Source organism: Bradyrhizobium sp. USDA 4503 (assembly GCF_054055815.1).
Window position 1 is genome coordinate 7,768,192 of record NZ_JBSRXS010000001.1, and the last position, 25,642, is coordinate 7,793,833.

At 58.6% G+C, this 25,642-nt stretch carries 19 protein-coding genes and 1 pseudogene; 12 read left to right on the forward strand and 8 right to left on the reverse strand.

Features of this window, described 5'->3' with window-relative positions; translation table 11 throughout:
- Positions 1 to 117: 117 nt before the first annotated feature.
- Together tnpB and tnpA are read right to left on the reverse strand one after the other, a co-directional pair.
- Positions 118 to 474, reverse strand: coding sequence for an IS66 family insertion sequence element accessory protein TnpB (gene tnpB / locus ACVMIH_RS36785; protein WP_456865178.1), 357 nt, complete (start codon positions 472 to 474; stop codon positions 118 to 120).
- A complete protein-coding gene (gene tnpA, locus ACVMIH_RS36790) occupies positions 471 to 896 on the reverse strand; it encodes an IS66-like element accessory protein TnpA (protein ID WP_225162502.1) in 426 nt (141 codons plus the stop codon). The genes tnpB and tnpA overlap by 4 nt, the downstream gene beginning before the upstream one ends.
- Positions 897 to 3,319: 2,423 nt before the next feature.
- Between tnpA and ACVMIH_RS36795 the strand changes: the two genes are divergently transcribed.
- The gene (locus tag ACVMIH_RS36795) at positions 3,320 to 4,270 is read left to right on the forward strand and encodes a sensor histidine kinase (protein WP_456852800.1); all 951 of its coding nucleotides are present in this window, start codon (positions 3,320 to 3,322) and stop codon (positions 4,268 to 4,270) included.
- 1,083 nt (positions 4,271 to 5,353) lie between these two features.
- Here ACVMIH_RS36795 and ACVMIH_RS36800 read toward each other — a convergent pair.
- Together ACVMIH_RS36800 and ACVMIH_RS36805 are read right to left on the reverse strand one after the other, a co-directional pair.
- Entirely contained in the window at positions 5,354 to 5,734 is a 381-nt protein-coding gene (locus ACVMIH_RS36800) for a helix-turn-helix domain-containing protein (RefSeq protein ID WP_456865180.1), read from the reverse strand.
- Positions 5,640 to 5,936 carry a type II toxin-antitoxin system HigB family toxin gene (locus tag ACVMIH_RS36805; RefSeq protein WP_456865183.1) on the reverse strand — a complete coding sequence of 99 codons (297 nt, stop codon included), beginning with the start codon at positions 5,934 to 5,936 and terminating at the stop codon, positions 5,640 to 5,642. The genes ACVMIH_RS36800 and ACVMIH_RS36805 overlap by 95 nt, the downstream gene beginning before the upstream one ends.
- A gap of 23 nt (positions 5,937 to 5,959) precedes the next feature.
- Between ACVMIH_RS36805 and ACVMIH_RS36810 the strand changes: the two are divergent.
- The 8 genes and pseudogenes from ACVMIH_RS36810 to ACVMIH_RS36845 all read left to right on the forward strand — a co-directional run.
- A pseudogene (locus tag ACVMIH_RS36810) lies at positions 5,960 to 6,112 on the forward strand (IS1595 family transposase); the annotation flags it as partial.
- 232 nt (positions 6,113 to 6,344) lie between these two features.
- Positions 6,345 to 6,653: a DarT ssDNA thymidine ADP-ribosyltransferase family protein gene (locus ACVMIH_RS36815; protein ID WP_456865186.1), complete on the forward strand. Its 309-nt coding sequence runs from the start codon at positions 6,345 to 6,347 to the stop codon at positions 6,651 to 6,653.
- Complete coding sequence (gene darG / locus ACVMIH_RS36820) at positions 6,653 to 7,720, forward strand: type II toxin-antitoxin system antitoxin DNA ADP-ribosyl glycohydrolase DarG (RefSeq protein ID WP_456865189.1); 1,068 nt, start codon at positions 6,653 to 6,655, stop codon at positions 7,718 to 7,720. The genes ACVMIH_RS36815 and darG overlap by 1 nt, the downstream gene beginning before the upstream one ends.
- 217 nt (positions 7,721 to 7,937) lie before the next feature.
- Entirely contained in the window at positions 7,938 to 8,717 is a 780-nt protein-coding gene (locus ACVMIH_RS36825) for a helix-turn-helix domain-containing protein (RefSeq protein WP_456865191.1), read from the forward strand.
- On the forward strand, positions 8,714 to 9,319 hold the full coding sequence (locus ACVMIH_RS36830) for a HipA N-terminal domain-containing protein (RefSeq protein WP_456865193.1): 606 nt from the start codon (positions 8,714 to 8,716) through the stop codon (positions 9,317 to 9,319). The genes ACVMIH_RS36825 and ACVMIH_RS36830 overlap by 4 nt, the downstream gene beginning before the upstream one ends.
- A gap of 444 nt (positions 9,320 to 9,763) precedes the next feature.
- Entirely contained in the window at positions 9,764 to 11,764 is a 2,001-nt protein-coding gene (locus tag ACVMIH_RS36835) for a PQQ-dependent sugar dehydrogenase (protein WP_456865196.1), read from the forward strand.
- On the forward strand, positions 11,721 to 12,659 hold the full coding sequence (locus tag ACVMIH_RS36840) for an SMP-30/gluconolactonase/LRE family protein (protein WP_456865199.1): 939 nt from the start codon (positions 11,721 to 11,723) through the stop codon (positions 12,657 to 12,659). The genes ACVMIH_RS36835 and ACVMIH_RS36840 overlap by 44 nt, the downstream gene beginning before the upstream one ends.
- Before the next feature lie 286 nt (positions 12,660 to 12,945).
- Entirely contained in the window at positions 12,946 to 13,164 is a 219-nt protein-coding gene (locus ACVMIH_RS36845) for a phospholipase effector Tle1 domain-containing protein (protein WP_456865202.1), read from the forward strand.
- Between the two features lie 194 nt (positions 13,165 to 13,358).
- Here ACVMIH_RS36845 and ACVMIH_RS36850 read toward each other — a convergent pair whose 3' ends face one another.
- The 3 genes from ACVMIH_RS36850 to ACVMIH_RS36860 all read right to left on the reverse strand — a co-directional run bounded on the left by ACVMIH_RS36850 (position 13,359) and on the right by ACVMIH_RS36860 (position 16,186).
- Positions 13,359 to 14,198, reverse strand: a complete 840-nt coding sequence (locus tag ACVMIH_RS36850; protein WP_456865205.1) for a hypothetical protein — start codon at positions 14,196 to 14,198, stop codon at positions 13,359 to 13,361.
- Positions 14,199 to 14,633: 435 nt separating this feature from the next.
- Positions 14,634 to 15,221 (reverse strand): hypothetical protein, encoded by a 588-nt coding sequence (locus tag ACVMIH_RS36855; RefSeq protein WP_456865207.1) that lies wholly within the window; start codon positions 15,219 to 15,221, stop codon positions 14,634 to 14,636.
- A 53-nt stretch (positions 15,222 to 15,274) separates the two neighbouring features.
- Positions 15,275 to 16,186, reverse strand: a complete 912-nt coding sequence (locus tag ACVMIH_RS36860) for a ComEC/Rec2 family competence protein (RefSeq protein WP_456852776.1) — start codon at positions 16,184 to 16,186, stop codon at positions 15,275 to 15,277.
- A 797-nt stretch (positions 16,187 to 16,983) separates the two neighbouring features.
- Between ACVMIH_RS36860 and ACVMIH_RS36865 the strand changes: the two genes are divergently transcribed.
- The 3 genes from ACVMIH_RS36865 to ACVMIH_RS36875 all read left to right on the forward strand — a co-directional run bounded on the left by ACVMIH_RS36865 (position 16,984) and on the right by ACVMIH_RS36875 (position 23,985).
- Positions 16,984 to 20,199, forward strand: coding sequence for a hypothetical protein (locus ACVMIH_RS36865; RefSeq protein WP_456865210.1), 3,216 nt, complete (start codon positions 16,984 to 16,986; stop codon positions 20,197 to 20,199).
- Positions 20,200 to 20,286: 87 nt separating this feature from the next.
- Complete coding sequence (locus tag ACVMIH_RS36870) at positions 20,287 to 21,672, forward strand: hypothetical protein (RefSeq protein WP_456865213.1); 1,386 nt, start codon at positions 20,287 to 20,289, stop codon at positions 21,670 to 21,672.
- A gap of 63 nt (positions 21,673 to 21,735) precedes the next feature.
- Positions 21,736 to 23,985 carry a di-heme-cytochrome C peroxidase gene (locus ACVMIH_RS36875; protein WP_456865216.1) on the forward strand — a complete coding sequence of 750 codons (2,250 nt, stop codon included), beginning with the start codon at positions 21,736 to 21,738 and terminating at the stop codon, positions 23,983 to 23,985.
- A gap of 912 nt (positions 23,986 to 24,897) precedes the next feature.
- On the opposite strand, the gene istB is transcribed toward ACVMIH_RS36875, so the two are convergent.
- Positions 24,898 to 25,638, reverse strand: a complete 741-nt coding sequence (gene istB, locus ACVMIH_RS36880) for an IS21-like element helper ATPase IstB (protein ID WP_253624463.1) — start codon at positions 25,636 to 25,638, stop codon at positions 24,898 to 24,900.
- Positions 25,639 to 25,642: the final 4 nt, after the last annotated feature.

Genomic DNA, 25,642 nt, shown 5'->3' on the forward strand with positions numbered 1-25,642 from the left:
TCAGCGTCTCAGGATCGTCAGGCAGGGCGTCACTCACACCCAATTCAGAGCATATTCGCCGCCATCTGGCGACACGTCCCACGCTCTTGATTCACTTCGCCGCAGTGCCGCTAACAACTATCCCGCTTGCGTTGGCGCCGGCGTCTCCCGCGCCTCATGCACAAGCCGCCAGTCGAGTCCTTCCAGCAGCGCAGACAATTGCGCCGCCGACAGACGCATCACGCCGTCCTCGACCTTCGGCCAGCGGAAGACCCCATCCTCGAGCCTTTTGGTGAACAGACACAGACCCGTTCCGTCCCAGAACACCAGCTTGATCCGATCCGCCCGCTTGGCCCGGAACACATAGACAGCTCCCGAGAATGGGTCTGCCCGCATGCTCTCGCGCACCAGGGTCGCAAGCCCTTCCATCCCCTTGCGGAAGTCTACCGGTTTGGTCGCCACCATCACCCGGACCGCACCCGACGGACCAATCACCGGTTCGCCTTCAGTGCCTGAACGATCGACGCAATCATCGTCGGGTCCGCACCACGACCGGCCCGGATCGTGATTCCGTCGACTTCGATCTCGATGATCCCGGCATCGCAACGGCGAGCCCGGGTATCCGCCTTGGCCTTGCAGCGCACCGCTTTGCGCTCCCGGCCAACAGCGGTCGCCGGCATCGCAGCATCTACCACCGCCGGCACAAACTCTACTTCTTGCTCTTCGGAACAATCGACCGCAGCTTCTCGCAACTGACGGCGCCAGCCAAACAACTGCTGCGGCGACAAACCATGCCGTCGAGCCACGGAACACACCGAGTCGCCGCTCGCCACGATCTCCGCAACGATCCGCGCCTTGTCCTCGTCGCTCCACTTCCGCCGACGGCCAGCTCCGGTGAAGACCTCAAGACGTCGCACCGGCTCCGTGATAGCACTATGCACTGTGTCCATTCTAAGCCTAACGGTCCAAACCGATCCGCAGACTCGCAGATCACCCCGTCATCCGGTAGGTGGCCGCGGAACAGCGCTTACCTTTATCCCATCGTTCCTTTGCGACTTCCATCGCTCCGAGCACTCCGCCCAAGGAGAGACGGTTAAGGGCTCTCGAGGCTCTATTGAACGGATGCGAAGGTCCCGGCGGTCTCGCCGCGTTTGACGCGCTCGCTTCCCAGAGGTCGTCCTCCCCGTGGGAGGCGGTACGCTCGCAGGCGGCTTCGCAAAAGGCAGCTTGACCCTGATCGGCATCCACTCACGTGGTGGCGGATTGTTGCGCTTGTGCTACCGCTTCGACCCCGAGCAGGTTGCTTCGTGATTGGCATCGAGACAACCGGCAACTGGTCGAACGGCGACCGCATCAGCGAGATCGGTGCCGTGACATGAGGCCGTCGGCCGCTGGGGGCGACGTCACTCGGTCCCGTGCGTGCGGCGCGATTTGCACCGGCAATGCTCAGCGCATTTATAGGTTCCCGATCGGGAAAATAAGCCCCGGGACCAGTCCTGATGGTGGATGATTTACTGCTCAGTAAAATTTTGGCCCTGGCCAACTGGTTCCCACTTAGATTTCCCGCTCGGGAATACGCCTTGAAAGGCTTGGCTTACTTGCGAAATATTCCGCTTGGAAATTGATATGGCTATCACAACAGCATCGGAACTGGGCGAAGCCATTCGGAACCTACGGCAACAGGACCTAGCGCTCGCGGCGAACGTCGGCGTGCGGTTTGGTTTATCGTCGACATCGAGAACGGCAAGGAAACCAGTCAAATGGGGGCTCGTCCTTCGGCTGCTCAGCTGAAGAACATTGCACGGCTGGTGCGCGGGACTATCGCGTCGTTCATTCCCCTCAATCGAACGCTCAACCCCAAGGGCTCAGAGTCGACACTTGATCGAACCATCGATCAATGCCTGCCTTATTTGTTCGGCCCGTTCCTTGGACAGCTTCTCGGCCAAGCTATGATCCTTTAAAAGAGCCGGCCCCTTGCGTTCCCGATCGTAAACCATCCAGCCAGTGGTCCCCATTCGAACGAGGAACCTGGGCTGTTGCGGTGGTAATTCCTGGTTCAATACTTCCTCCTTTATTGGCCTGCCACCTGCAAATCGCTGTTCCAGGGAAAAACGATACTCGTGTCAAGAAAACACGATCCGCGCTTTATTCCTGAACCGGGACACTGAAATTCCCCGCAACGAACGTACTGCACGGCCCGTGCCAGTGGCCGAGTCATCTTTCGAAAGCGCGTCCGTGGCATCCGAATCGATGCGGTGGGCATGCAAACACTCGCAAAATTGATCACCTCGTCCGATTCCAGCCAGCCCAACTCCGGTCGCCGTCGCTATGCTAGGTCGACAGAGGCGGCCCGGTGTTGACCGGGTCGGCACGGAAGGTTTGCACGATCAGCTAGGCGAGGATTATCGCTCCGATCCTCAACTTAGATCGGCAGGAGGTCCGAAACGCCTTGCCCGTTGGCGTCAGCGAGCCTTGGTATGACTTGTATCGACATCAAGTGCGCGTGAGATGTGAGGCCGTTCACACGTGATGATCGAGAGATGACCTAGATGGACCTAGCAGCTCCGGTCTCGGACACCATGATGTCATTATTCAGTAGCGAAAGCTGGTCGGGAACAGCCATAGCGTCGGGGCTCGGCGTTCTCATTGTCGTAGCGCTTGTCTTTGCGCTCGTTCGTTATTTGGAGTGGTCCTCGAACACTAATCTGACGGAATTCATCAACCGGACCGAGGTCGCGGCGGCTACCTCAACTCCGATCCTACCGCTCAACCGACAAACAGCTTGCAAGCACGGCAAGAAGTCGCCCTGGGTACTTTCCGTACCTCTCGAATGAAGCCGTCGAAGCGACCTGCGCCAATCAACCGTCAAGAAGGCACGTCTTCGGGCTCAAATACAGCGTGCCGGCGGCACGATTGCCTATCCGCGGACGACTAAAGGCCGCAGGATACTATGGAAAGGGAGCCGCGGAACCGGGCTTATCGTCGTGCTGCGTGCGCGGCTCTGATGCTGACGGACGTCGGCGAACTCGGTCGACCGCCCGAGCTGCCAACGAGAAAGTAAGCGGGCTAGCTCGGGACCGCGATTTGCGAAAAGCGCCGCTCGTCCTGAACCGAGCTCCGGGCGATGAGGAGGAGCTCACTCAGCCATATGGGACCAGGCTGCGGATCCGCAATCGAGCGCGCGGCCGGCGCATGCTCCTGCGCTCCGACGAGCGCTGTTGAGTTACAAAGTGGTAGGACGAAGTCCTCGCATGGGTGAGGCTCCGATTGCCCTTGCCATGTTGTGGGGCGGGTGGGCAAATTAATGGCTACTGAATTTTAATCGCGCGGCTTGAATTCCATGAACAGGCTCTACCCGCTAGTTCTGGAGCACCGGCTTCCGAGCCTGGTTCGGTACTGTATCTCGGCGTGCATTATGGTGGTGTGCGCGGTCCTGCAGATCGCGCTTCAGATGGAGACCGGGGCGCCGGGATACTTCCTTCTACTCCCCGGCGTGTTTCTGTCGGGCCTAATTTTTGATCGCGGGTCCGGAATATTCGCGGCGATCATCGCGATCGCCGTGGGCGCCTACGTCACCTACGCGGGCCACTTCGCCATTGATTTCCTTGCACCGAATGCGCTCTTTGTTATCACGGCCGCCGGGACAGCCACCATAGCCGAATTCCAGCGAGCCGAACTCCGGCGGGTCATGCTGGCGGACAAGACGAAGACTGTGCTGCTGCAGGAGATGGCGCACCGGACGAAAAACAATCTTGCTATTCTCGGCGGCATGATCCGGCTTGAGGCAAGGCACGGCGGGCCGGAGGTCGCAGCTGCGCTAGAGGCCACAGCGCGCAGAGTGCAAGTGATGGCCGAGGTCTACGATCATCTCTTGCTGAAGGAGGACTCGCGCTCGGTGAACATGCGCGACTTCCTGAATGACGTTGTCGAAAAGGTCTTCCATTCCTTGGCTCCGTCCGGGCCGGTCGCCTTCCAGGTGGTTTGCGACGATATCGACCTGCCGAACAATCACGCGCTCGCGATAGGCATGATTACGAACGAGCTCGTCACGAACTCACTGAAATACGCCTTTCCCGCCGACAGTCCGGGCCATATCGTGGTCTCGTTATCTAAAGGGGACGGCATCGAGTTGTCGACCTCAGACAATGGCGTCGGCCTCCGAGAGGGAGCGCAGTCGGGCGGGCTGGGCTCCCGAATCGTGCTTCTGCTCACCGAGCAGCTCGAAGGCGAAATCACATACGAACAGCTGAATCCGGGTTTGCTCGTTCGGGTGCGAGCCCATCCTCGGTAGCCTTTGTTGTTGGTTGTTGGCAAATGGTCACCTGAAGCAATCCACCATTGCTGCCAAGGTCGTCGGCGTACTCGGATGCATAGCGAAACTGTTTGCCGTGCATAGCGGAAACCCAGATGTCGACAGTCGCAAAGCTCGTTGCGCGAAATCAGGCGCTCAGACAGCGCTGACGCTTTTGGATGCCGACGACTTCCCGGAGGACGAGTAGTTCGACCAGAGTCATAGAGTCGTCAATCATCCGCCAACGAAAGGCGCGCGGCTGCGACGACCTCGTTACGCGCATCGGCTTCTCCCTACACGAAGCGGCCACTCTGTGAGTTCGAGCGCCGCGAACGTCCTGCGTGGAGAGGACGATTGACCTCCGGATGCGCTGAAATCGTCCGGCAGCTCCGCGAGCTTCCGGATCAGCTTGGTGTGCACCGAATCTGCCTTTGGGCGGAGTCTCCGGTCCGCGGAAAGGCCACGGCGCCAGAGCCAGAACGGTTCCGCGCGCCTGGGCAGCTTAGGAGCAGCTACCGCCTCGAACACGCCAAATCCTCATCGTAATAGCGCTCGCCTTTGTGGTCTTCCGCTATTTGGTGGTCCGCGGTCGCGAATTTGGCCGAATTCATGAGCGGACTGATGTGGTCGCGGTTGGCCCTGCTCCGAGCCTGCCGCTCAAGGGCCGGACGGTCTGTGAGCACGGCAGGAGGTCGTCTCCGGCGCTTTATCGGTACCGCTCGAATGACGCCGATCGAAATGACCCCGACTGATCCATCGCCGGAGAAGTACGAATCAGGATTGGTTACAATACGCCGGCAGCGCCGCGAGAAAATGGCTGCAGCAGCATCTATGATGCGGCTTCTGGCGTCAGGGCGCGTCGCGCCCGTCACTGGATCCGCGAGCGATGCGAACCGCGCCGATTATTTCAACGGGCCGCTTTGTCCGAAACGAGCGATCCTGTGCCGGAAGCGCAGCAGTCGGTTCATAAAATCCGACGACTCAACTGTTGCTAGGGGCAGTTCTTCACGGCGGGGGCAGTTCCAGATAGCGATTGGACGAGGCGCAAGCGCGCCCATCCAGGCCGTGCGAGCGCGTCGTCGCTCAGGCGGCGGCCGGCTGCAATGAGTACGGCTTGATCAGAAGCTCAAGAGGAAGCTTCCAAGCTTCGTTGATCCTCCGGATCATATCGATCGAGAGAGCGCGCTTCCGATTCAAAACCTCTGATGCACGCGATCGCGGTCCGAGCAGCTCCGCGAGTTCGGCTTGGGTGTGTCCGAGTTCATCGATGGCAAATTGGATAAGCTCGATGGGATCCATGTTACTATCGATCGGCCAGCGGGTCGCCTCGTAGCGGCTGACCAGTGTCGCGAGAAGATCGAGCTTGTCGTCATCCTCCGAACCTTCGACAGCATTCCAAAGCTTCGCGATCTCCGCGAGCGCTGCGGCATGGTCCCCATCGTTCTTGATCAGGCGAATTTCCATGTTGCGTCCTCTGAAACATCGAAACCGTCAAAGCGTCGATTTTGTCGCATTCGGCATGGGTCCCGATGAAATTCACGTAGGCGATTTGTCTCCGGAAATGGATCATTACGATCAGCCGATAGTTACCGCCCGCGACCTCAAACCTTGCACGCTGAGCATTCAAGATCACCGCATGGGGCGCAGCCTGCCGGACCTCATCCATCGCGGGAATTATATACTTGACAGCATTTGAAGCGCTATCTGGCTGAGTTCGATTTTAGGTATAAAAGGATGGCTCTGGGCGTGTCCGACGAGGCTCGCACAACCAAGGTGCTTTGTGGTATTGTTGGAAAGAGGTTGACCTACCGGGACTCGTCTTCGGTCGTGGAAGGCGAATAAAGATGCCCCACAAAGACCTAACGCTACACATAGAGGGCCATCCTGGTCAAAGGGGGAACGTGCTCGCACATGCCCTCGTGGATAAGCTCCGCAAGCTTCTCTCTGCCTTGGCGCAAGCTGAGCGCAAATATCTAGACGTGTCTCAACGGCAGACAGAGTACGAGATGCTGACCTTGCCGCCACGCTCGACCAGAGAGAACACGGCTTCCTTGCCCGCGCCACCCGTTCGCAGATGCTTGCGCTTGCTGCGGTGCTTGACCGGCACGCCTTTCTTGTCGCCGCGCAATTCTACTCCGATCTTACCCGCCTGGATCAGATCGATTGGGACATGCTGCAACGACGAGATTTCCGCAATGATCCGGACGATCCGTCGAAAAAAGAACGCTACCAGGCCGAAGCTCTTGTCCACAAGCATCTCCTAGTCGACGCCCTGTCGGGGCTCGTCTGCTACAACGACGATGTGCTCAAGTCACTGAATGCGGCATTGGCGCAGCGCAACCGCACCATGACCGTGGTCAAGAAGCCCGATTGGTACTTCTGATGATCAAATTTACGCGTGGCAATCTGCTCGACTCCAAGGCCGAAGCATTGGTCAACACCGTGAACACGGTCGGTGTGATGGGGAAGGGCGTCGCCTTGATGTTTAAGGAAGCTTATCCTGAGAACTTCAAAGCGTACGAGGCGGCCTGCAAGAAGAAGGTAGTCAGGGTCGGCCACATGTTCGTTACCGAACGCCAAGCATTGATCGGTCCGAAATGGATCATCAATTTCCCTACCAAGCAGCATTGGCGCGGCGCCTCCAAGATGGAGTGGATTGAGAGTGGTCTGAGGGATCTAAAGGGCGTCATCACTGAGAAGAAGGTTCGCTCGATTGCTATTCCGCCGCTCGGGAGCGGGAACGGAGGTCTCAATTGGCCGGACGTGCGTCCCAAGATTGAAGCCGCGCTCGGAACACTGAACGACGTCAGCGTGATCGTCTATGAGCCTACGGACCAATACCAGAATGTGTCAAAGCGCGCCGGCGTCGAGAAGCTGACGCCGGCGCGTGCGCTCGTCGCTGAGCTGGTTCGCAGGTATTGGATACTCGGAATCGAATGCTCCTTGCTCGAAATCCAAAAGCTGGCGTACTTCCTGGAGCGCAGCATCGAGAAGCTGGAATTAGAGAACCCGCTCGATCTGCGTTTTCAGGCCGATAAATATGGTCCGTACGCTCCTCGATTGACCCATCTGCTCAACGGTCTCGACGGCAGCTATTTACATTGTGGCAAGCGCATCGGCGATGCCAGTCCATTCGATGTAATCTGGTTCGAGGACGCCAAACGAGACAAAATAGCAGCCTATCTGAGGTCGGGTGATGCAAAGGCGTTCCTGCCCGCACTCGAAGCGACTGCGACGCTGATCGACGGCTTCGAGTCTCCATTGGGTATGGAGCTTCTGGCAACTATCTGCTGGCTCATCCAAAATGACGGCGTTGCCGCGGATCGGGAATCGATCAAGACAGCGCTCAAGAGATGGACAGGCGGCGAGGCTTCAGCAGCGCGAAAGCTGAAGCTGTTCGAGGATCGCCTTGTCGACCTTGCCGTTGAACGGCTCGCGACCTTCAACTGATTCGAGCACGCCACCTCAAGTTTCTTACGCTGTTTCCGGATGAGATTGAGGATGGTCTTGGCGCTCGCGCCATCGTTCTTGCGGGCCATCTGCTCAATTCCCTCGTTCGGGAATCGCGAAATTCGCTGTGAACGTTTGCCCCTTGATACCAACAAAACTACCAACAACACGGTCGTCTGCAGCGGGCGCTTCCGCGAACTTTTACCAATGTTTTCAAATGCGCCGGCCAAATTCTCCTGAAAATCAGGATTCGAATTGGGACATCAAGCTATTGTTATTACTCATGTTTTTTTACTTGGTGCCCCTGGCCGGCGTCCGCTCACGTGGTGGCGGATTGTTGCGTTTGTGCTACCGCTTCACCGCTTCGACCCCGAGCACGGTTGCTTCGGTGGTTGGCATCGAGACAACCGGCACGAATGGCGACCGCATCAGCGAGATCGGTGCCGTGAAGGTCCGCAATCATGAGGTTGTCGCGCTGCGGGAGACGTCACTCGGTCTCGAGAGTACGCCGCGATTTGTCCGGCAATGCTCTGCGCATTTGCGCGGTAGCGGCTCGTGGCGCGACCAGGAACGTTTGAGAATTGGCCTCCGTTGGCGCGCAGGTTCCCGATTGGGAAAAAAACCGGTGGCCAGCCAGGATGGTGGAATGAATTTACCGCTCAGTAAATTTCGGCTTGGCCAACTGGTTCCCAACCTAGATATTCCCGCTCGGGAAATGGACTATCACAACAACGTCGGAACTGGGCGAAGCCATTCGGAACCGACGCGACGCCGATCGCTTGGGTTACGGCAGCAGGACCTAGCGCTCGCGGCGAACGTCGGCGTGCGGTTCATCGTCGACATCGAGAATGGCAAGCGAACCAGTCAAGTGGGGCTCGTCCTTCGGCTGCTCAGCGCGCTCGGCATAACGCTGATTGCCGAGATGAACCCGGCGCCGCCGGCACGGCCGACGGCCGACGATACCGAACCCTTCGACCCAGAACAATTTCACCCATGAAGGACACGCAGAAATTCGGTGGTGCCGGTGAAACTCTCGAAGTGATCTTCGGAGACAAGCTCGTCGGACTGCTGCGCCGTCGCTCAGAAGGGATCCAAGACATCGAGTTCGTGTACGACGACGCATGGACGGCGGATCCGCAGGCGTTTGCGGTTTCTACCCGCATGCCGTTGGCGCAACGGGTCCATGAACCGGGCGTCGTGTACCGGTGGTTTCTGAACCTGCTGCCCGAAGGACGAACCCTCGCCACGGTAGGCACGATCCCCAAGATTCCGGAGGCCGATGTTTTCGCGCTTCTGGGAGAACTGGGGAGAGGGTCTTCCCGGCGCGCTCGAGGTGTATCGTCCCGCCGACCGGCGCCCGGCGCAGACCACGTTATCTCGTCTGACGGAAGCCGAGTTCGCGGAGCGATCCGCCGACTTCCGGAGAAACCGCTTCTCGTCGGCGAAAAGGGCATCCACATGTCCTTGGCCGGCGCGCAGGACAAACTTCCAATCGTCAGATACCCAGACGGTGGCATCGGCCTCGCGCTCGACGGGAGCGCCTATGACGCACATCCTCAAGCCGACCAACAAGTATCTCGACAACGCGGTCGAGAATGAAACCTTCTGCCTTCCGTCTAGCAGCCAACTTCCCGTAGGCGCTGCGCCGAACACTTCTCTCTCGTTTGCCTGCCCTTACCTTTGAACAGGCCCCCTTGAACGAGCGGGGGATCAATGGCGGGCAAAGTTCAAGCTTGATAGAAACGAAGTTCGCCAGTTTTGATTCTGATCCGGCGCGTCGTCAGAGACGCGCGCGTCGTCGGCGCATAAAGTCTGTACAAAATGGACCAAAACGTTAATGCCGACGGACTGCGATTGAGCATTGCTCGCGGTACCTGACTATCGTAAAGGTTGTGCAATGCCCACGGCTATAGATTTGGGCAGTACCTTCCTCTTGTAATGATTGGGGCGCTTCTGGTGAGCTTATTTTATCGCTGGGCATTCGGCCTAGGGTCGCGGCATGCCATGAGCTTCTGTGCCGCAGTAGTTTTGGCCGTCAATGCCATGATACTCGCGGCATCCGGCACGGTCAGCCTTGCCGAGCAAGCCCGCAAAGGCGGCTATGCTGTTGGCTCCGATCGCTGCGGGGCTTTCCCCCGGATTCAGATCGACATGAAGACGAACTTTTGTGCCGGTCTTGTCGTGAGTGAAGAGGACGGCCTCGAGTTTCCCCGTTCAATCGTGCAGATCCCTGGTCGCGACCTGTTCGTAGTCGCTGATATGGGAGGGTGGAATCGTACCAATGGTCGGCTCCTGGTGCTCGATCCGCGAGCGGCCGAGGGCAAGCGCCTCAAGGAGGCGATAACCAACCTTGAATATCCGTTCGGACTGGCGATCGGGCCTGACAGGAAGGTCTATGCGTCGACTGCAGAGATGATCTTCCGCTTCGATCCGCTCGCGGCTGATCCCCGTAGCACGATGGAGGTGGTTGTACAGGGGCTGCCGGGCCGCAAAATCACGTTGCCGGATGGCACAAGGATCGCCGAGAGCAGCCATTCGCTGAAGCATTTCATCTTCGACCGGCTGGGGCGTATCTTCGTCAACATCGGCTCGCACAGCGACGACTGCATTGCAAGGGCGCCGATCACCAAGCCATGTTCGGCGGGCGAGGGGCCGTCGCCGCTTGCATCGATCTGGATGTTTACGCCGCCGGCAGGCGGCATATTCCCGGCGCTCAAGCCCGGCGATGCCAATCCGCCGCGCGAGATCTATGCGCGCGGCCTGCGCAATTCGATGGCGCTCGCCGTCCATCCGCGTTTTCCAGATCCGGGTTATGCCTTCCTCCAGGGCGAAAACGGCCGCGATCTGCAGGACGTCTTCAAGCCGAACGAGGAGATCAACGCGCTTGAGAAGGGCAAGCACTACGGCTGGCCCTATTGCTATGACCTTTCGACCGCAAGCCCGGAATTCAAGGCTGTGCTGCAGTCCGGTCCCTATAAGAACCTCTGCAACAATGCTGCGCTCTACAGGCAACCTTATTCGCTGTTGCCGCCTCATGCTGCGCCGCTCGGCATGCTGTACTATCACGGCAGCAAATTCCCCGAGCTCGAGGGCAAGTTGCTCATCAGCCTTCACGGCTATCGGCCGACCGGCAACCGCCTCCTGATCTACAATGTCGACGACCACGGCTTCCCCAAACTCAGCCCACAGCTGGTTCGCTACCAAGTCAGCTGCGCCTCGGAGCCCACACGCGCGTTTCAGACCGACGACGGTCCGGTCAGGGCGGCGCCCTATGAGGAGTTGATCTCGGGCTGGCACCGCGTTAACGGCACGCGACCCCGCGGCGCTCCGGTCGGCCTGACGGTTGCCAGCGATGGCGCGATCTGGCTGGTTGAGGACAAGAACCAGACGATCATCCGGATTGATCGCGCCAGCGGCGAGCTTCCGGCGCCGCTGCCGTGCGACATGCGCTCCCAGGCCCAGATCGACGAGTTGGTTTCCTTCGTCAAGCAGGACGCGCAGAAGTCCGGCTATCTCACTTCGGTCCGCGTCAACCTCGTCGAAAAGCACTGCGTCGGCTGTCATACCGATTTCGGCCTCAAAGCCGGCCAGAGCGACGCCGAGAAGGATGAGGCCGTACTGCGCTTCATGTTGGGGCAGGACGGCTGGATGTATCCAGGTGACCCAGATTCCGGGAAGTTGCGGATCCGGCTCCGCGGCATCGGGGCCGAGAAGCAGATGCCGCCGGGGGGCAAGGATCTGCCCAAGACCGAGCCCGGCTATTCGCGGGTTCTCAATTTTGCCGATTATCTGATCGGCAAGATGGTTCCCGGGACCCGCATGCGCATTAAGCAAGGCCGGCCCGAACGCGCCTTTTTCAGCAAGGACGGCAAGGTCTGCGGCGAAATCCCGACCACTAAGGTCGTCGTGGTGACACAAAAGGACGCCACCGGTAAGCCCGGCTACAGCCGCTTCTATCGGCCAGCCGACCCCTTCCTCAATGGCGAATGCAGCGACGGCGATGGCTATTACATCCAGAGCAATTTCCTGGTGCCTCTGTTGTGAAATCCTGCTGACGAGCGGCGCTGCCGCGGCTAGAGAGCCACGGCTTTTTCAGAGCCGCCAGGCAACGCCGGCCGGTGAATATACGTTTGGCATTGAGGGGCCGGCGGCCGACCGCGAAGGCAATCTCTTCGTGGTCAATATCGGCAAGCCGGGCACCATCGGAAAGCTCGCCGACGGCGCTACGCGATCGGAGAAGTTCATCGATTTACCGGAAGGAAGCGTCGGCAATGCGATCCGCATCAATCGTGACGGCAGCATGTTCATTGCCGACTACAAGAAGCACAACATCTTCATGCTCAGGACAGGGAGCCGTGAGCCAGAGGTCTGGTTTCACTCCGATCAGATGCACCAGCCCAACGACATCACGCTTGCAAGCGATGGCACGATCTATGCCAGCGATCCGAACTGGAAGGGACGCAGTGGCCGGATATGGCGCGTTGCGCGCGCCGCCGATGGATCGGTCGGCGGCGAGGTGATGGCCGCGCCCCGCACTATGGGCACCACCAACGGCATTGATCTCAGTCCCGATGGCAAGCGGCTCTATGTGAGCGAGTCCAATTCCGGCCAGATCTGGTCTTATGCGGTCGGCGAAGCCGGCCTTACCGATGCGAAGCTGATCAGGACATTTGAGCCCGATACAGTTGATGGCCTGCGCACCGATGTCGCCGGTAGGCTCTTCGTTGCCCGCATTCTGCGCGGCGCGATCGCCATCCTGCGGCCAGACGGCGCCGTCGAGCGAGAAGTGACGCTCGGAGCCAAGGAGCCGACGAATCTGGCGTTCGGCGGCAGTGACGGCAAGACCGTCTTCGTCAGCCAGCGGCAGGGCGGCTTCGTCGAGACGTTCCGCACCGATCAGGAAGGCCGCGAGCACTGCCTGCAGCGCGGCCATTGCTAGCCTGAAGAGTTTGGGGGCTATTCGAACGAATATCGTCATCTTCTCGGACGGCGCCGATTAAGCCGGCGGCATCAATTTCGATGAGGTGCGTACCAGCGTCTGCAAACTGTACCGCGTCTGCCGGGTCGGACTGACACAAGGATCGATCCCACCGAGCAAGTCGCCTTCTACGATCCGCTGCTCGGATCCGCGGCCGCCGACCGCCATCTCGACTTCGGCGGACACGCAAGATCTACAACTTGCTCAGCATGGGGACCGGCCTTAGCAATCACTGCCAACGACTGCCATGCCGCGATCATCCGCCACCTACGAAAATTGCGACCGCATCTTCCTGATCGGCTTCGGCCGTGACGCCTATACGGTGCATACTCTCGCCGACGTCATCTCCTATTGCGGCGTTCCACGCCAGCTGCCAGCGAGGTTAAGCCGCGCTCGATGTTGCAGGCTCCCGCAAGCTCCCAGAGCATGCCGTGAAGGACGTCTATCAGTTCTGCTCGTCCTATGAGCGCATGTCGGTGCATGTCGAGTTCGCGCAGCATTTGGGTATTTCGGGGTAGGGGCGACCAATCAGTCTGCACCGAATCCGCAGTGTGCGGCCGACGACATCGAAGCCAAATGGCAGCTCGTGGGATTCCGGGGCGGCTGTTCGGGGCGCGCGCCATGCGCGTTGCGAGGACGTGGGTCCGGTGTGAGCTGCGGCTAGAGCTTCTCCATGAGATTGGGCCAGATGATCCACGCTTCTGCAAGCCGCGTCAGCATGTCCTCATGCTGAAACGATATCTCATACTCAATAGTGAGGACCGCCGTGAAATCGCACTGGCCAAGAACCAACGTGCCCATCTTTCTGCCGTCATAGGCGGTGTCGCGGTTCGGATGAATATGCGCAATCAATCCGTCAAGATAGATCCGAAAGATCGGAATGGAGTGTGCTTTGACGTCGCCAAGCTCGGGAATTCGCATGAACTTCCCGAATGGCGACAGGTTCTGCACCGCGCCCAGCGTCGACAGCTGAATCAAATGAACGGCGAAATAGGTGGGGGATCCAGGATCGCGCGCAACCAGTCTCGAACCGAGATCGGCGAGCTCGTCCGCAGCAAGGGCAACCCCGCCAAACGCCTCGTGCCTGGAGGCCGCGGCCCGCCATAGCAGGCTCAGGAAGAACAGTCGCAAGGCACGGAAGTCGGTTCCGCGCAACTTGCGCAAGCCCAGACCCGTCTCACCGATCGCGTCATGGTCCGGCCCATGCGGTAACTTTTGCAGAGGTCCAAAGCCGCTCCACACCAGCTTCTGCTTGCGCAGCTCGCTGATCGCCTCGTTGTCGAAATCGGCCAGTATTGCCTCGCCGTCGGCGGTGACGAGCTCAGTGTCGTACCAACTGCTCCACGACCGCTTTGGCCGGTCCCCATGTGAGGACGTCTCCACAAACGGCGTTCCGGCTACGCCCGGCCGGGTTAGCGCCTTGGGCAAGAGATGGGCCTTTACAAACTTGCCCTGTAGGCCCGTCAGGCGGCAGATGCCGTATTCGCGCTTTCTCGGCAAAGTCCTAAACTCCGCTTGCAGAGCGCTTGCCCCGATCTTCCTTCACGCCGGCGACGTGTGCTTTGGCCGAAACCGGCTTCGCAGATCATGCCCCATGCGCTCGCGCTTACCTAGCCCTCAAGATCGGTCTCGGCCCTCTGGGTAAACAATTCCTCGCGCAAAGCCCTCATGAACGTCTCGCCGGGCTCTCGGCCTCGGGCGAGTCGTCAACTGCGATGTCCTCGTCGTTATCACTTCCCTCTTCCCGGTTCCAAGCAAGGATCGTCTCGATGCTCGCGGGTTCACTACGCTGCGCTGCGTCTGACCGCTATGTCGTTGCGGCGATGCGCCGGTGGCACGCACCGCTTTGGTCTGTCTTGCGGTGGCACCGTTGCCTGGAGGAATCCGCTCAGGCTCGATGTCGCCAACAGCAATACAGCGCTGGATCCTCATCGGTCACGAACTAGCAGCGACCTTCCTGGTCGCATGGATCGCGAGCACGTTGGTCACAAGGCGAATGCCGCTGTGTCGTGCTGCGATCGCACAGAGCAGATACTGCACGGCGAATAGTGCGCCGCCTGCCGCGCACGCGATGCCGGGCGAACCGGTATAGAGGAGTGCGGCCGGCACGAGAGCGACGAGCATGATCGAGATGGCCGCCATGTCACGGTACACAAGGTACAGTCTGTGTGCTTCCACGACGGCGGGATCACGGCTCACCCTCCTATAGAGCTTGTACCATTTCGCATTCTGCTCCGCCGGATCGGTCGGCAGCACGCCGACGTTGCGCTTGAGCGCGGCCATGTCGATGCGCGCATCGGCAGGCGCATGCTTGCTAAAAACTTCGCTGCCTGGCAGCGGGTCGGCGAGCTTCCAGTAGACCAAACGAGCCTTGGCCTCGTGGGAGAGCAGCCCATTCAGGATCAGCACCGCGACAGGCAGCACCGGCGCTAGGCTCGCGCGCACAGCCGTGAACGTATCGGCTTGCACCAGGCCCGGCGCGATGAACAGAAAGAGCGCGCCGGCGTCGAGCATGGCCAGCATGACGAGCCACTTAATGTTCCCGGCCTTGAGGACCTTAGATCGGCTTGCGGCAGTCATTTCGCGGGCTGTAGCGTATACTCGGTTTCGACCGTGATGCTGCCGATGTAGCCAGAGAAGGTCTTCTGGTTCTCGTTATCGAGATCGTCCAGCGAGTATGTCGGGTTCGAGGCATAGATGTGAACCTTATTGCCGTCGAGTTCGAACGTGATGTCGCCGGCACTGTTCTGAGTAATGATCTGATATCCGGTGTAGTAATGCAGATGGCGGGAGGGCGCCTCGCCAATAACGATGATCTGCGGATCGAGCTTTTCTAGCCAGCTGTCGGGGATCTTGCCCGACTTCCGGCCATGATGCGCCGCGAACACCACGGTGGTCTTCTCCAGCTTGATGCTGTCAGTGATGCTTTCCATAAACTCGGTCTCGAGGTCGCCGAGCCACAGAAAGCTGGCGCCGCCGTTCATGGCGTAGCGGATCACCGCAGACATGTTGTTGTAGCTGATCCCATTCTCGCCATCGGCAAGCGCTTGCTTGAAGTGCGCGTTCGTCGTGTCCGGCCACAGGATATTGATGCCGGCGGAACCTCGCTCATCGTTGCCCTGGTTCATCCAGCGACGCGTACATCCCTTGTAGACGTAGAACGCTTTGCCGTTGTCATCGCGGAGTTTGCAGTAGTGCTTGAAGGACTGCGTCTCGTCGTCCTTGATGACCTTGTTCTTGACCACGTAAAAGTTCAGGATCGGCATCTCGGCGTCGAGCAGCTCGATGCCGCCGAAGTGGTCGTCGTCGGGATGCGTGGAGATAAATCTCGTGATCCCCTTGTCGGCCGATTGCTCCTTCAGTTCCTTGATGATCGTGTCGGCGTTGTCGTCGTTCAGGTCGCAGTCGATGAGCGTGAAGTTGTCGCTCGCGTGCCGGATATAGAACGTGTCGCCGTTTCCGACAGCGAAGCTCTTGATGATGGTCATCGCAGCACCGCCTTCCGGCGGCAATCGGTCCGTGTCGGCTGCGTGTCGCGGCGGCCGTGGCCTGGATGGTCAGATACGTATCGCAAAGCCATGCTCCTGCGTTCGTCCGCCCTTACGGAGCGGCGGTTTTCAACTCTGGAGAAGTCGGAAAAACTCGTGCGAGTGGTCCCGCCTGCTGGTCGGCGATATGGGGTTGCCTAGGAATCGCGCAAGGCCGAAATGTAAAAATGCTCAGCGGCGCCACTGCTCGGGCAACGCCAGCCACCACCACCGACCGCGTACACGAGCCGAGATTGCTATCCTAATGGTGGATAAGCCGGTTGCGGATCGGCGAGTGCGAGCGGGCGTGAGGTCACGAGGCTTCAACAAAGTAGCCAATTGCCTCATGCGGTCCACGTGTCCGTAAGCCACATCCGGCGAGATGAGCTGCGGTCGATGAGGACCGATCACGAGATCGAGGGTGCGGGCATGCAGCTTTATTGCGCTCAAGGCAAATGAGCGAAGAAAAAGTGCGCAAGCTGCCGGATCGAAAGTGCAAAACACCGGCGTTACGGTTTTGACTCTCGGCAATCGAAAATCTCTTGACCGTTCAACAGAATATTCGATAAATCGCGCTACTACTGTAGGTTAAGTCCTAAATTTTAGCGCGGTACTCGATAGGTGTTGCTCGTCCATTTGATGGCAAGCCGCTGCGAACTGCGGTGCAATGCTTCGAAGGGGCTAGTTACGAGTTCCTAAAATCTAAGGCTATTTCATTCGCTGCGGCTAAGTCCGGTTGACGGTAGGAAATTGACGCGATGACTGTGCGCGAGCAGCTGTTTACATTGTTGCGCAACCTCCGGTGGATTGTTGTTCTCTCGGTGGTGATTTCAATTTTGCTGTACCTGCCAGATCAGATTCAGGAGCTCTACCGGATAGCCGCTGACGACATCGGGTGGATTACGCTCAAGGAATTCGTCGCCCTTGGAGTGATTGCGCTAACGATTTGGGCGGCGGCTTTTCAGCTTACCGCCGCAACCCTGCCTCACATCCCCACGGCTACAGGCCGCTTGGCCTTCTATATAAAATTGGCCTTCTATATAAAAGCTGCTCCCGTTGTGCTCGGAGCGCTGCCGATCATCGCCGCGATGGCAGGTCAGCTCGCCTCACGGCCGGCTGAAAAGATCGGCGAGGTCGAGGAAGTCGGAAGTATCTTCCGCATTCAGGACCAGGCGCTCGCCTTCGAGCGGCACATGCTCATTATTCTCGCGTTCGCTATGTTAATCTTGCTCGCCTCGTTTGTCGTCTTCGCTTGGCGGATGGGATCGAAAGGTCGTTCGACTGCGCTCGCGAGCCGGGCGAACATTGCCTATTTCACCCGCTACAGATTCCTCGCGCTCACGATCGGCGTCATCGTCCTGTTGACGACAGGGTTCGTTGTACTTCCGGATCGGCTTGCGCAATTCGTCGGATCGTTCGGCGTGATCGCGCTGTTTACGATGTGCGTGGTTGCTCTCACCACTCACTTTGCGCTACTGACCATCAGGTTCAGTTTCCCATATATACCGGTTGTCTTTGGGGGCTTATTCCTGGTTGCCTCCTTGCTTGGAAGCGATGGCCACGGCCTGCGCAGTTCGCCGGAAGCAACCGGCCAAGTGCAAGAAAAGCGCATTGCTGCAGTTGAAGCGTTTCGTGAGTGGCTTCTGCAAAAGCCGCGGGTGGCGGAGGCCAAGAGGCTCGGAGAATATCCCGTATTCATTGTGGCTGCCCAAGGCGGCGGCATCTACGCAGCCCACAATGCGGCGCGCTTTCTTGCCAGAATGCAGGATCTCTGTCCGGCATTTCGGCAACATCTGTTTGCGATAAGTGGCGTTTCCGGGGGAAGCGTCGGTTCAGCAGTTTTCGCGGCTGCGCTTCATGCCGACAATGCGCCACTTGATGCGATCGCTCCCGACGCAAAGACGTGCCCGAAGATCGCAGACTTTCTGGCCGGCGTCGGCCGGGCCGAGGATATTGATGCTTCTGGACCGGTAGAACAGCGAGTTGCAAGCATCTTGGAGACCGATTTCCTCTCGCCGTTGGTTGCCGGGTTTCTATTTACAGATTTCACCCAGTTGTTTTCTCCGGTCGCTATTCCGAGCTTTGACCGCGCGCGTTTTCTGGAATACACGCTGGAGAATGCTGCAGACAGAATGCTCAAGGCCCAAAAGGGCGCCGGCGATCAGTCCAACCTGCTAAAGGCCGACTTTCAGTCACATTGGACACCATCCAACAATATGCCGGCGTTGCTGTTGAATACGACAGATGCCGGCAGCGGCAAGCGCGTTGTTATCTCTCCCTTCGATATCGACCCGCTCCACGCGAAAGACAAAGACCTCTGTATTCTCTCCAGTCTTGATCGCGCGGGCACCGGGGTCGATCAGGCCGTCAAGAGCCACTCGCTGCGGATCCCGCTGAGCGCTGCGGCGTTTACGAGCGCTCGGTTTCCATGGGTGACGCCGGCCGCGACAGTGCCCTTGAAGAATGATTGCGTGACCGCCAACTCGCAGGCGCGTCTGGTCGACGGCGGATATGTCGAGAATTCGGGAATAGAGACCGCGCTCGATTTGATCGAGCGACTCAACAGCATCAGGGGCACCTCTGACGCGCCCAAATTCCGGATCTATTTGTTGTCGCTGGTGAGCGGTCAGTTCGGAGATCACGGTTCCTTCATGTTCGGTGAGCTCATGGAGCCGGTGCGCGCGCTCTTGAGCACACGTATCTCTCGAACCTATGTTGCGCTCAATCACGCCAACAATATCGATCGTGGGCGAACGAGCGATGTAACTTCCAGCGTGCAGCGCTTTCCAACGTTCGGCCGCATCGACATAACAGGCTCGTTTTACAACCTTCCGCTTGGTTGGACGTTATCTCAGAAGACCGAGGATATCATCTCGCTAAGCAGCGGTCGTTTTTGGGATTGTGTGCCGAAGGACGACTTCGATCAATCCCGCAAAAAGCAAAGCAACGCGGACTGCTTGCAGGTAAAGGTGTTTCATCTCTTGAATGGATCCGTCGCGTCCGCCTTTGAAACGCTCAAGGACGCCAAGCTTGCCCAGGCTGCTTACGCTGACGAGTTGGACAAAGAGTACCAGCCCGCTCAAAAGATCAAACCGCAGCCGCTACTTGCCTGTTATGAGAGCAAGTGGCTGCAGGAGCGCGGCTATCAAAAATACCAGGATAGAATTGCTGCCTACGAGCATCGGCTGGCGCAATCGATCAAGGACCATTCGCCGGCTCCTGCACCCGTGCCGCCATATCGAAACAGCTATATGGCCTATTTCCAGGCCGAGCAGGTCAAAGCCTTGCTGCAGGAATGGGACCGTATCGAGGAGACCGATCCACGGATCTTGGCCTATATTTTGGGCGCAATTTCCTACGACAGCGCCGATTTTACACGCAGCAGTGAAGACTTCTCTTACAGCGCGATCTCGCAAATGCCACGCAAGTGGCGCGATCGAATAGAAAAGAACAACGCTGACCTGACGGCCGCGAACAAACCGCCCCTCGGTATGGACGCATTGCTCAACCATCCCAAGGAATTGGCGAACTTTGTGCTTGGTTACGCGGCCAACCCGTTCGGAAACTTGCCTGATACGGATGACGGTTGGCTGTATCGTCCACGAGGCATGTATCAATTAGTGGGACGCGAGCAATATCAGGAAGCGCAGAATCAAATGCAGCAAGTCGGAGATCTGGCTGGGCTTGATCTGCTTGCGCTTCCCGACGCACTGCGTGATGCGAAGATCTCAGCCAAGGTGGCTTTCGCTCACTTTCGATTCCATTCCTATCAAAACCGTACGCTGTTCGAGCTGCTTAAGGATCGCTCGAAAGATTGGATCGCTGTGCGCTCGTTGCAAACCGACATGGAGCATGGTCCGGCTGATACGGAGCGTGTCAATGCAAGAAGCCAGATGTTTCTCGGCTGCATAGATGAGGCGTTGCATCCTACTCAATTCAAGACATTGCAAAGCAAATTCTACGGCAGCGAGTGAACATCCTGATCTGAGGGGTGCATGCTGCGACTATGAGTGGCCGGAAGCGGTCATGTCTACATAGGACTTTCGATTCTTCAATCTGACATGGGAATTGCCGAAATGGCAAAAATTGAAATCCGCCGGTCAAAGTTTGGTTGGCTGTTTACAAGTCTGTTTGCGGCGGGGCTGATATTTGCCATTGGTTTGGGAGCAGGAACAGCCCTGGCCCAGACGCTATCAAAGCCGCTTTCGGCCAACGACGTGTCCATTCTGTTTCCGCCACCCAAGACGCCAGCAGACCTCGCTGGTTTGATCGCGGTATCCGATCTCGCGGGTCCCACTGGAGCTCCGCAGCGGCTTTTGTCCGACGAGGATTTCGCGCGCTTTATCGGCAACGCTGAACATCCAGAACGCGACGGCGTGCCGGACTCGGGCGCGCGTCGCATTCAGCTGCCCGACAGCGTGAAGAGGATCGATGCCTGGTTCGTTGCGGGCATCCGGATCGACCCGGGAGCCCCAGGATTATCTGCTGATGTCATCGCCCAGTTTGGCCGGCAGCCGCAAATCCGCCTGATCATTCAGCCGGTGACCAATGGGCCCCAAGGGTTCAAGGTCCATGACACTGCCGGTCACCTTATCTTCAGTTTTAACCTGGAACCCGATGCACCTCTTGATGGTTGTGCGCCATTCCCGCGTTTCAAACCTGATGACGAAGCCTTCAAGGCGATCGTGCGGGACGTTGCGTCTTTGCGTGATCAACTCGCGGTGGGAAAGTTCGGCAATGTCAAAATCTCGACCGCCGGTGACATGAACGTGCACCCGGGGCTGGTCGGCACCTCGGCAAAGCCGTTTCGTGATGCGGTTAAAGCATTGCTGGAAAAGCATCTCTCGCCACAGCGCCTCAACACCATGGCTGTCATGGGCATCTCACCGCCCGAACCCTGGATTTTCGTCTCGATGTTAAGGGTGCCAAAGGCGGGGTTGATACCAGTGCCCGGCCCCACTCTCGATGGTCTTCATGCCGCGCAGATGTTCAGCATCGTCGGCGAAACGCACGTCGTCCCGCGGCCGGTCACGAACAACGAGAATCCAGTTACTTGTCGGCACGCGGCGCTGCAGAATCCTCCCTTGCTGCCGGCCGATCGCAAGGGTGTCTCGACGGCCGATTTTATCGATGCCAACGTCCCCAATAGCCGCGTACTCGAAATCGTCAATGTCATCGCGGATACGAAGAAGAGCCATTTCTTCAATACGGACTGCGTGAGCTGTCATACAGAAACAGCGCAGCCACTCAAAAGGCAAGTGCAAGGCTTCACAGTGCCCGGCGTGAACCGAGCTGTTCTACCGAAAGAAGACTGGAATGTTCGCAATTTTGGTTGGTTTCCATCGTTCTTGCATGGTGGCCCGACGGCCGCGACCATAACACGGCGCGCGGCAGCCGAGACCGCTGACGTCGTCTCCTTCATCAATAGCCAATTGCTGAACAAGTAAGGACCGTCATCGTCCGGCGCGCTCGCACGGCGACGCGCACTATTTGAAACTAGGAGGATTGCCATGGGGGCACGTTCGTTCAGTTCTTGGGTCGGTGGCCGGCTGAGGCGGTTGCCTCACATCATCGGTCTCTTGGTCGCGATCGTATTCGTGGTGGCGGCACTGGTAGCGGGCATGGCGTACTTTGCACCGGAGAAGCTTCACGATACGGCGCTCAAGATCAAGAATGGCGCAAATATGGTTGCCCAGCTGCTGCCGGCGACGCTGCCGGCGCCGTCGAAGATCGATAGCGCGTACTGGCTGCCCCAGAACTGGAGTTCGCGGCAGCGTTACTGGTTCCACCATACCTCCCAGGGCACGGCGACCATTCCCGTACCCTATCGATGGTTCTTGGCCCTCGAACGTCCTGAGCTATCAGTCCGTTACACGAGCTTGACTGACAATGAGTATCTGCGACGCCTTGGTTTTATCCCCAGTCCGAGCTCAAAGGACTTTGACGCGAGCTCACCTGCATACGGCTACCACGAGGACGCGAAGGGGAAAGACAACATTTGGACACCGAGCACGCCTGATAATCCGGCCGGTTTGCCGGTTGGCTTCGCAATTCTGAAAGGGGGCATCGATCCGGCAACGGGGGCTTTCTACGAAGATCAGATCGGACTAACCTGCGCTGCCTGTCATACCGGTCATCTCGAGTACAAGAACGTCAGCATTCGCTTCGATGGTGGACCAGCGATGGTCAACCTCGGTGAGGTGGAACGGGTCATTGGACTATCGATCGGCTACACGCTGATCCTGCCGTGGCGGTTCGAACGCTTCGCCAACAGGCTGGAAAGCATTGAAGGTAGAAGCATTGACCGCAAGAAACTTCGAACTGATCTGGAGCGCGCACTTCAAAAAATCAAGGAGCAAAAAGCCGCGAGCGATAGACTTTTGGAAGGACAGGGTGTGGCGAATCTCGATGAGGGTTTCGGTCGACTTGATGCCTTGAACCGGATCGGCAACCAGGTCTTCTACACCAATTTTCTGGATCCTGTGACCGGAAAACTCCCAGATCCGCTGCTCAAGAGCAACTTCGTGCGCAACGACGCGCCTGTGAGTTTTCCTCCAATCTGGGACACGCCGTACTTCCTTTGGGCGCAGTACGACGCTTCTGTGCTCAACGAGCTTGTTCGTAATTCCGGCGAGGCGCTCGGCGTCAGCGCGAAAGTTAATATGCGGGCACCCGCGCCGGGACGGCCGCTTTTTGAATCATCCATCCATCTGTCGGAGATCGCGCGTTTCGAGGAGCTTTTGCGCGGTACCGATCCCTTTTCGTCTTCGGACGCGAGCGCCAGGAAATTCAACGGGCTTGTCGCGCCGCGATGGAAGGACGCGCAGGACAGGTTCCCGGGCGACCCGGCTTGGACCATTGACGAAAAACTCGTTGAGAAAGGTCGGGATCTTTATCGCTCGCATTGCTTTGAATGTCACCGAGGACCGGTCAATGATCCCGCATTCGACGCAAAGTGGCCGGAAGATTCCTTCTGGAAGACCGAGAACCCGGATCGCTCTGCGAAAAACGAGAAGAATTGGCTGGAGATCGGGGGACGCCACTATTTCAACGTCGTTCAGCTCCCGGTGAACGTGATCGGCACTGACCATCAACAATCCAACGTCCTGACGACGCGGCGCGTTCACTTACCCGAGTCGCTCGCTCTCAATCCAGTCGATGATCTCAACAAAGCTTGGGGCTGCGGCCTTCCGACCGATCGGGCGGCCGACCCGCTATTTGTGCTAGCCCTGATGGACGTGGTGGGCAAGACGATCGATCAATGGAACCTGGCGAACAACTCTTCCGAAACGGTCAAGCAGCAGATGTGGGGACCGAGGAAAAACTGCCAAAACCCACGAACATATGTTGGAGCCCGGGTGAGCCGTAACAGCAAGGACAACGAAGTCCTTGCTCTTGAACCTCAATACCGAGCGCGCCCGCTCGATGGTGTTTGGGCAACAGCTCCGTATCTGCACAATGGATCGGTGCCGACGCTGAAGGACATGTTGTTGCCGCAGGGCCGGCGCCCGAGCTCATTTTGCGTCGGTAGCCGCAAGTTCGATCCTGTCAATGTTGGGCTTGTTTCGAGAGCGCGAGCGAGCGAGGCCTGCGCAGCCGGATTGACAGACTTCAACGTATCGCTGCTCGGGAACAGTAATCGCGGGCATTCGTTCGAGGGCAAGGAAACCGATATTACGAGGCTGCCGCCTGGGGTCATCGGTCCGGAACTGAGCGATAAGGACCGCCGCGCGCTTCTCGAGTATTTGAAGACATTGTAGGGGAGCGCTTATCCTGGGAGGCAACCCTGTCGCGGGTGGCAGAGCAAGCCGATGATTGGAAAGACCACTATCGACGTAGAATCATGGACGAATTGAGGAGGTGTCGCTCAGTGACCCATGAAGTGAGCTGTCGCACTCGTTCCCGTGGGAGGAGGCGCCCTTGATTTGACTGCCGCTCGTTCCGGGCGGCTCCGGATCTGGCTGATCAAATGTAAGAAGGTCAGGGCTGCGGCTCTGGTCGCCCGGGTGAGGCCTCCGTTGTCGGTCCTGCCGACCTTGCGACGTGCTCTCGCGCTGAGCCAGGCATACCGATGACGCAGCATTTACGCGGCCGTGAACTGGATCGTGCATGCCGGCCTTTCCGCGCCGACCGAGTTTCTGTTCAGGCCCCTTGATACCGGAATAGCTCGATGATGATTGATCACTGCCGCAAGCTAATACTCTCAGGCTTGAGGCCTTGTTAGGCAGCAGGAAGACAAATCATCCTCTCGAACGACCTATCGGCACCCCGCTAAAGACGGCAGCGATGATGACTGGCGGAGGCGTCGCGAGTGAGATCGCGACCTGCAGCAAGACGGTGCAAAGCAATTTCTTCGCGGTTCGACATAAGGAATCGGTGATCTTTATCTCGCGAAGCTCGCATTGCGGATTCCGATGATCGCGCGCAGGTATTCCAATCTGATGCCGCGCAGCGTTCCGATCTGATCGCGCGCAGGTGAAGTACCCGATCGTTAAAGGCAATTGGCACTATCGTTAGTCCGTGGTCAAGCGGCTGCCGAAGAGATCGCGTCGCATGTTTGATGGTGTCGCTCGATGGGAGCGAAGCTGACCGGACGCGCGCCCCCAACAGTGCCGTAGCGGCCGGTCAGCTTCGCGGGCTGCAGTCTCGGTCTTCATTGGCAGACCGCGTAATCAAGGCCGAGGAAGAACGGGCGGACGACGCATGGAGTCACCGTTCAGTTCGAGCCTGTGAGCGTTGTGAAGCAGGCGATCGAGTATGGCATCAGCATAAGTTGGGTCGTTTATGAGCTCATGCCATTTGGCAATTGGAAGCTGGCTGGTGACGAGCGTCGACCGACGGCCGTAGCGATCTTCGAGGATTTCGAGCAGATGATGCCGCGCGTTGGCGTCGATGGCCTGGAGGCCCCAATCGTCCAAAATCAGGAGCTCGACGGCGGCGATGCTCTTCATCCGCGAGCTGAGTCGGCCGTCGCCCCGGGCAAGGTCCAGTTCTTCGAACAACCGCGGCAGCCGGGTGTAAAGTACCGAGTGGTTGTCCCGGCAGGCCTTGTGACCAAGTGCACAGCCAAGCCAACTTTTCCCGATGCCTGTCGGCCCGACAATGGCGCAATTTTCGTGGTTCTTGATCCAGTCTCCCTTGAGCAGCATGTCGAACAAGCGGCGGTCGAGCCTACGGGGGGCGCGGTAGTCGATATCCTCGGGCACGGCATGATGACGCAGCTTTGCCTTACGAAGGCGAAGCGCCAGGCGCCGGTTGTTACGCCAGGTCGCTTCATGGTCCAGCAGCAGCGCCAACCATTCGGCGTGAGCGAGGCCATGGACCTCCTCGTTGTCGGCAAGGCTCTTAAAGGCTTCGGCCATGCCGGTAAGGCCGAGCTGGGTAAGCAAGTGGAGCGTGGGGTGTGTCAGCATTTTC

What these genes read in the sequence shown, in the direction of transcription:
- ACVMIH_RS36835 (WP_456865196.1), top strand. Translation starts at nt 9,764, where the DNA reads ATGATACTCGCGGCATCCGGCACGGTCAGCCTTGCCGAGCAAGCCCGC.
- ACVMIH_RS36860 (WP_456852776.1), bottom strand. Translation starts at nt 16,186, where the DNA reads ATGACCATCATCAAGAGCTTCGCTGTCGGAAACGGCGACACGTTCTAT.
- ACVMIH_RS36840 (WP_456865199.1), top strand. Translation starts at nt 11,721, where the DNA reads ATGGCTATTACATCCAGAGCAATTTCCTGGTGCCTCTGTTGTGAAATC.
- ACVMIH_RS36815 (WP_456865186.1), top strand. Translation starts at nt 6,345, where the DNA reads ATGCTTGCGCTTGCTGCGGTGCTTGACCGGCACGCCTTTCTTGTCGCC.
- ACVMIH_RS36825 (WP_456865191.1), top strand. Translation starts at nt 7,938, where the DNA reads ATGCGCCGGCCAAATTCTCCTGAAAATCAGGATTCGAATTGGGACATC.
- istB (WP_253624463.1), bottom strand. Translation starts at nt 25,638, where the DNA reads ATGCTGACACACCCCACGCTCCACTTGCTTACCCAGCTCGGCCTTACC.
- darG (WP_456865189.1), top strand. Translation starts at nt 6,653, where the DNA reads ATGATCAAATTTACGCGTGGCAATCTGCTCGACTCCAAGGCCGAAGCA.
- ACVMIH_RS36845 (WP_456865202.1), top strand. Translation starts at nt 12,946, where the DNA reads ATGCCGCGATCATCCGCCACCTACGAAAATTGCGACCGCATCTTCCTG.
- ACVMIH_RS36875 (WP_456865216.1), top strand. Translation starts at nt 21,736, where the DNA reads ATGGGGGCACGTTCGTTCAGTTCTTGGGTCGGTGGCCGGCTGAGGCGG.
- ACVMIH_RS36830 (WP_456865193.1), top strand. Translation starts at nt 8,714, where the DNA reads ATGAAGGACACGCAGAAATTCGGTGGTGCCGGTGAAACTCTCGAAGTG.
- ACVMIH_RS36870 (WP_456865213.1), top strand. Translation starts at nt 20,287, where the DNA reads ATGGGAATTGCCGAAATGGCAAAAATTGAAATCCGCCGGTCAAAGTTT.
- ACVMIH_RS36865 (WP_456865210.1), top strand. Translation starts at nt 16,984, where the DNA reads ATGACTGTGCGCGAGCAGCTGTTTACATTGTTGCGCAACCTCCGGTGG.
- ACVMIH_RS36795 (WP_456852800.1), top strand. Translation starts at nt 3,320, where the DNA reads ATGAACAGGCTCTACCCGCTAGTTCTGGAGCACCGGCTTCCGAGCCTG.
- ACVMIH_RS36805 (WP_456865183.1), bottom strand. Translation starts at nt 5,936, where the DNA reads ATGGATGAGGTCCGGCAGGCTGCGCCCCATGCGGTGATCTTGAATGCT.
- ACVMIH_RS36800 (WP_456865180.1), bottom strand. Translation starts at nt 5,734, where the DNA reads ATGGAAATTCGCCTGATCAAGAACGATGGGGACCATGCCGCAGCGCTC.
- ACVMIH_RS36855 (WP_456865207.1), bottom strand. Translation starts at nt 15,221, where the DNA reads ATGCTGGCCATGCTCGACGCCGGCGCGCTCTTTCTGTTCATCGCGCCG.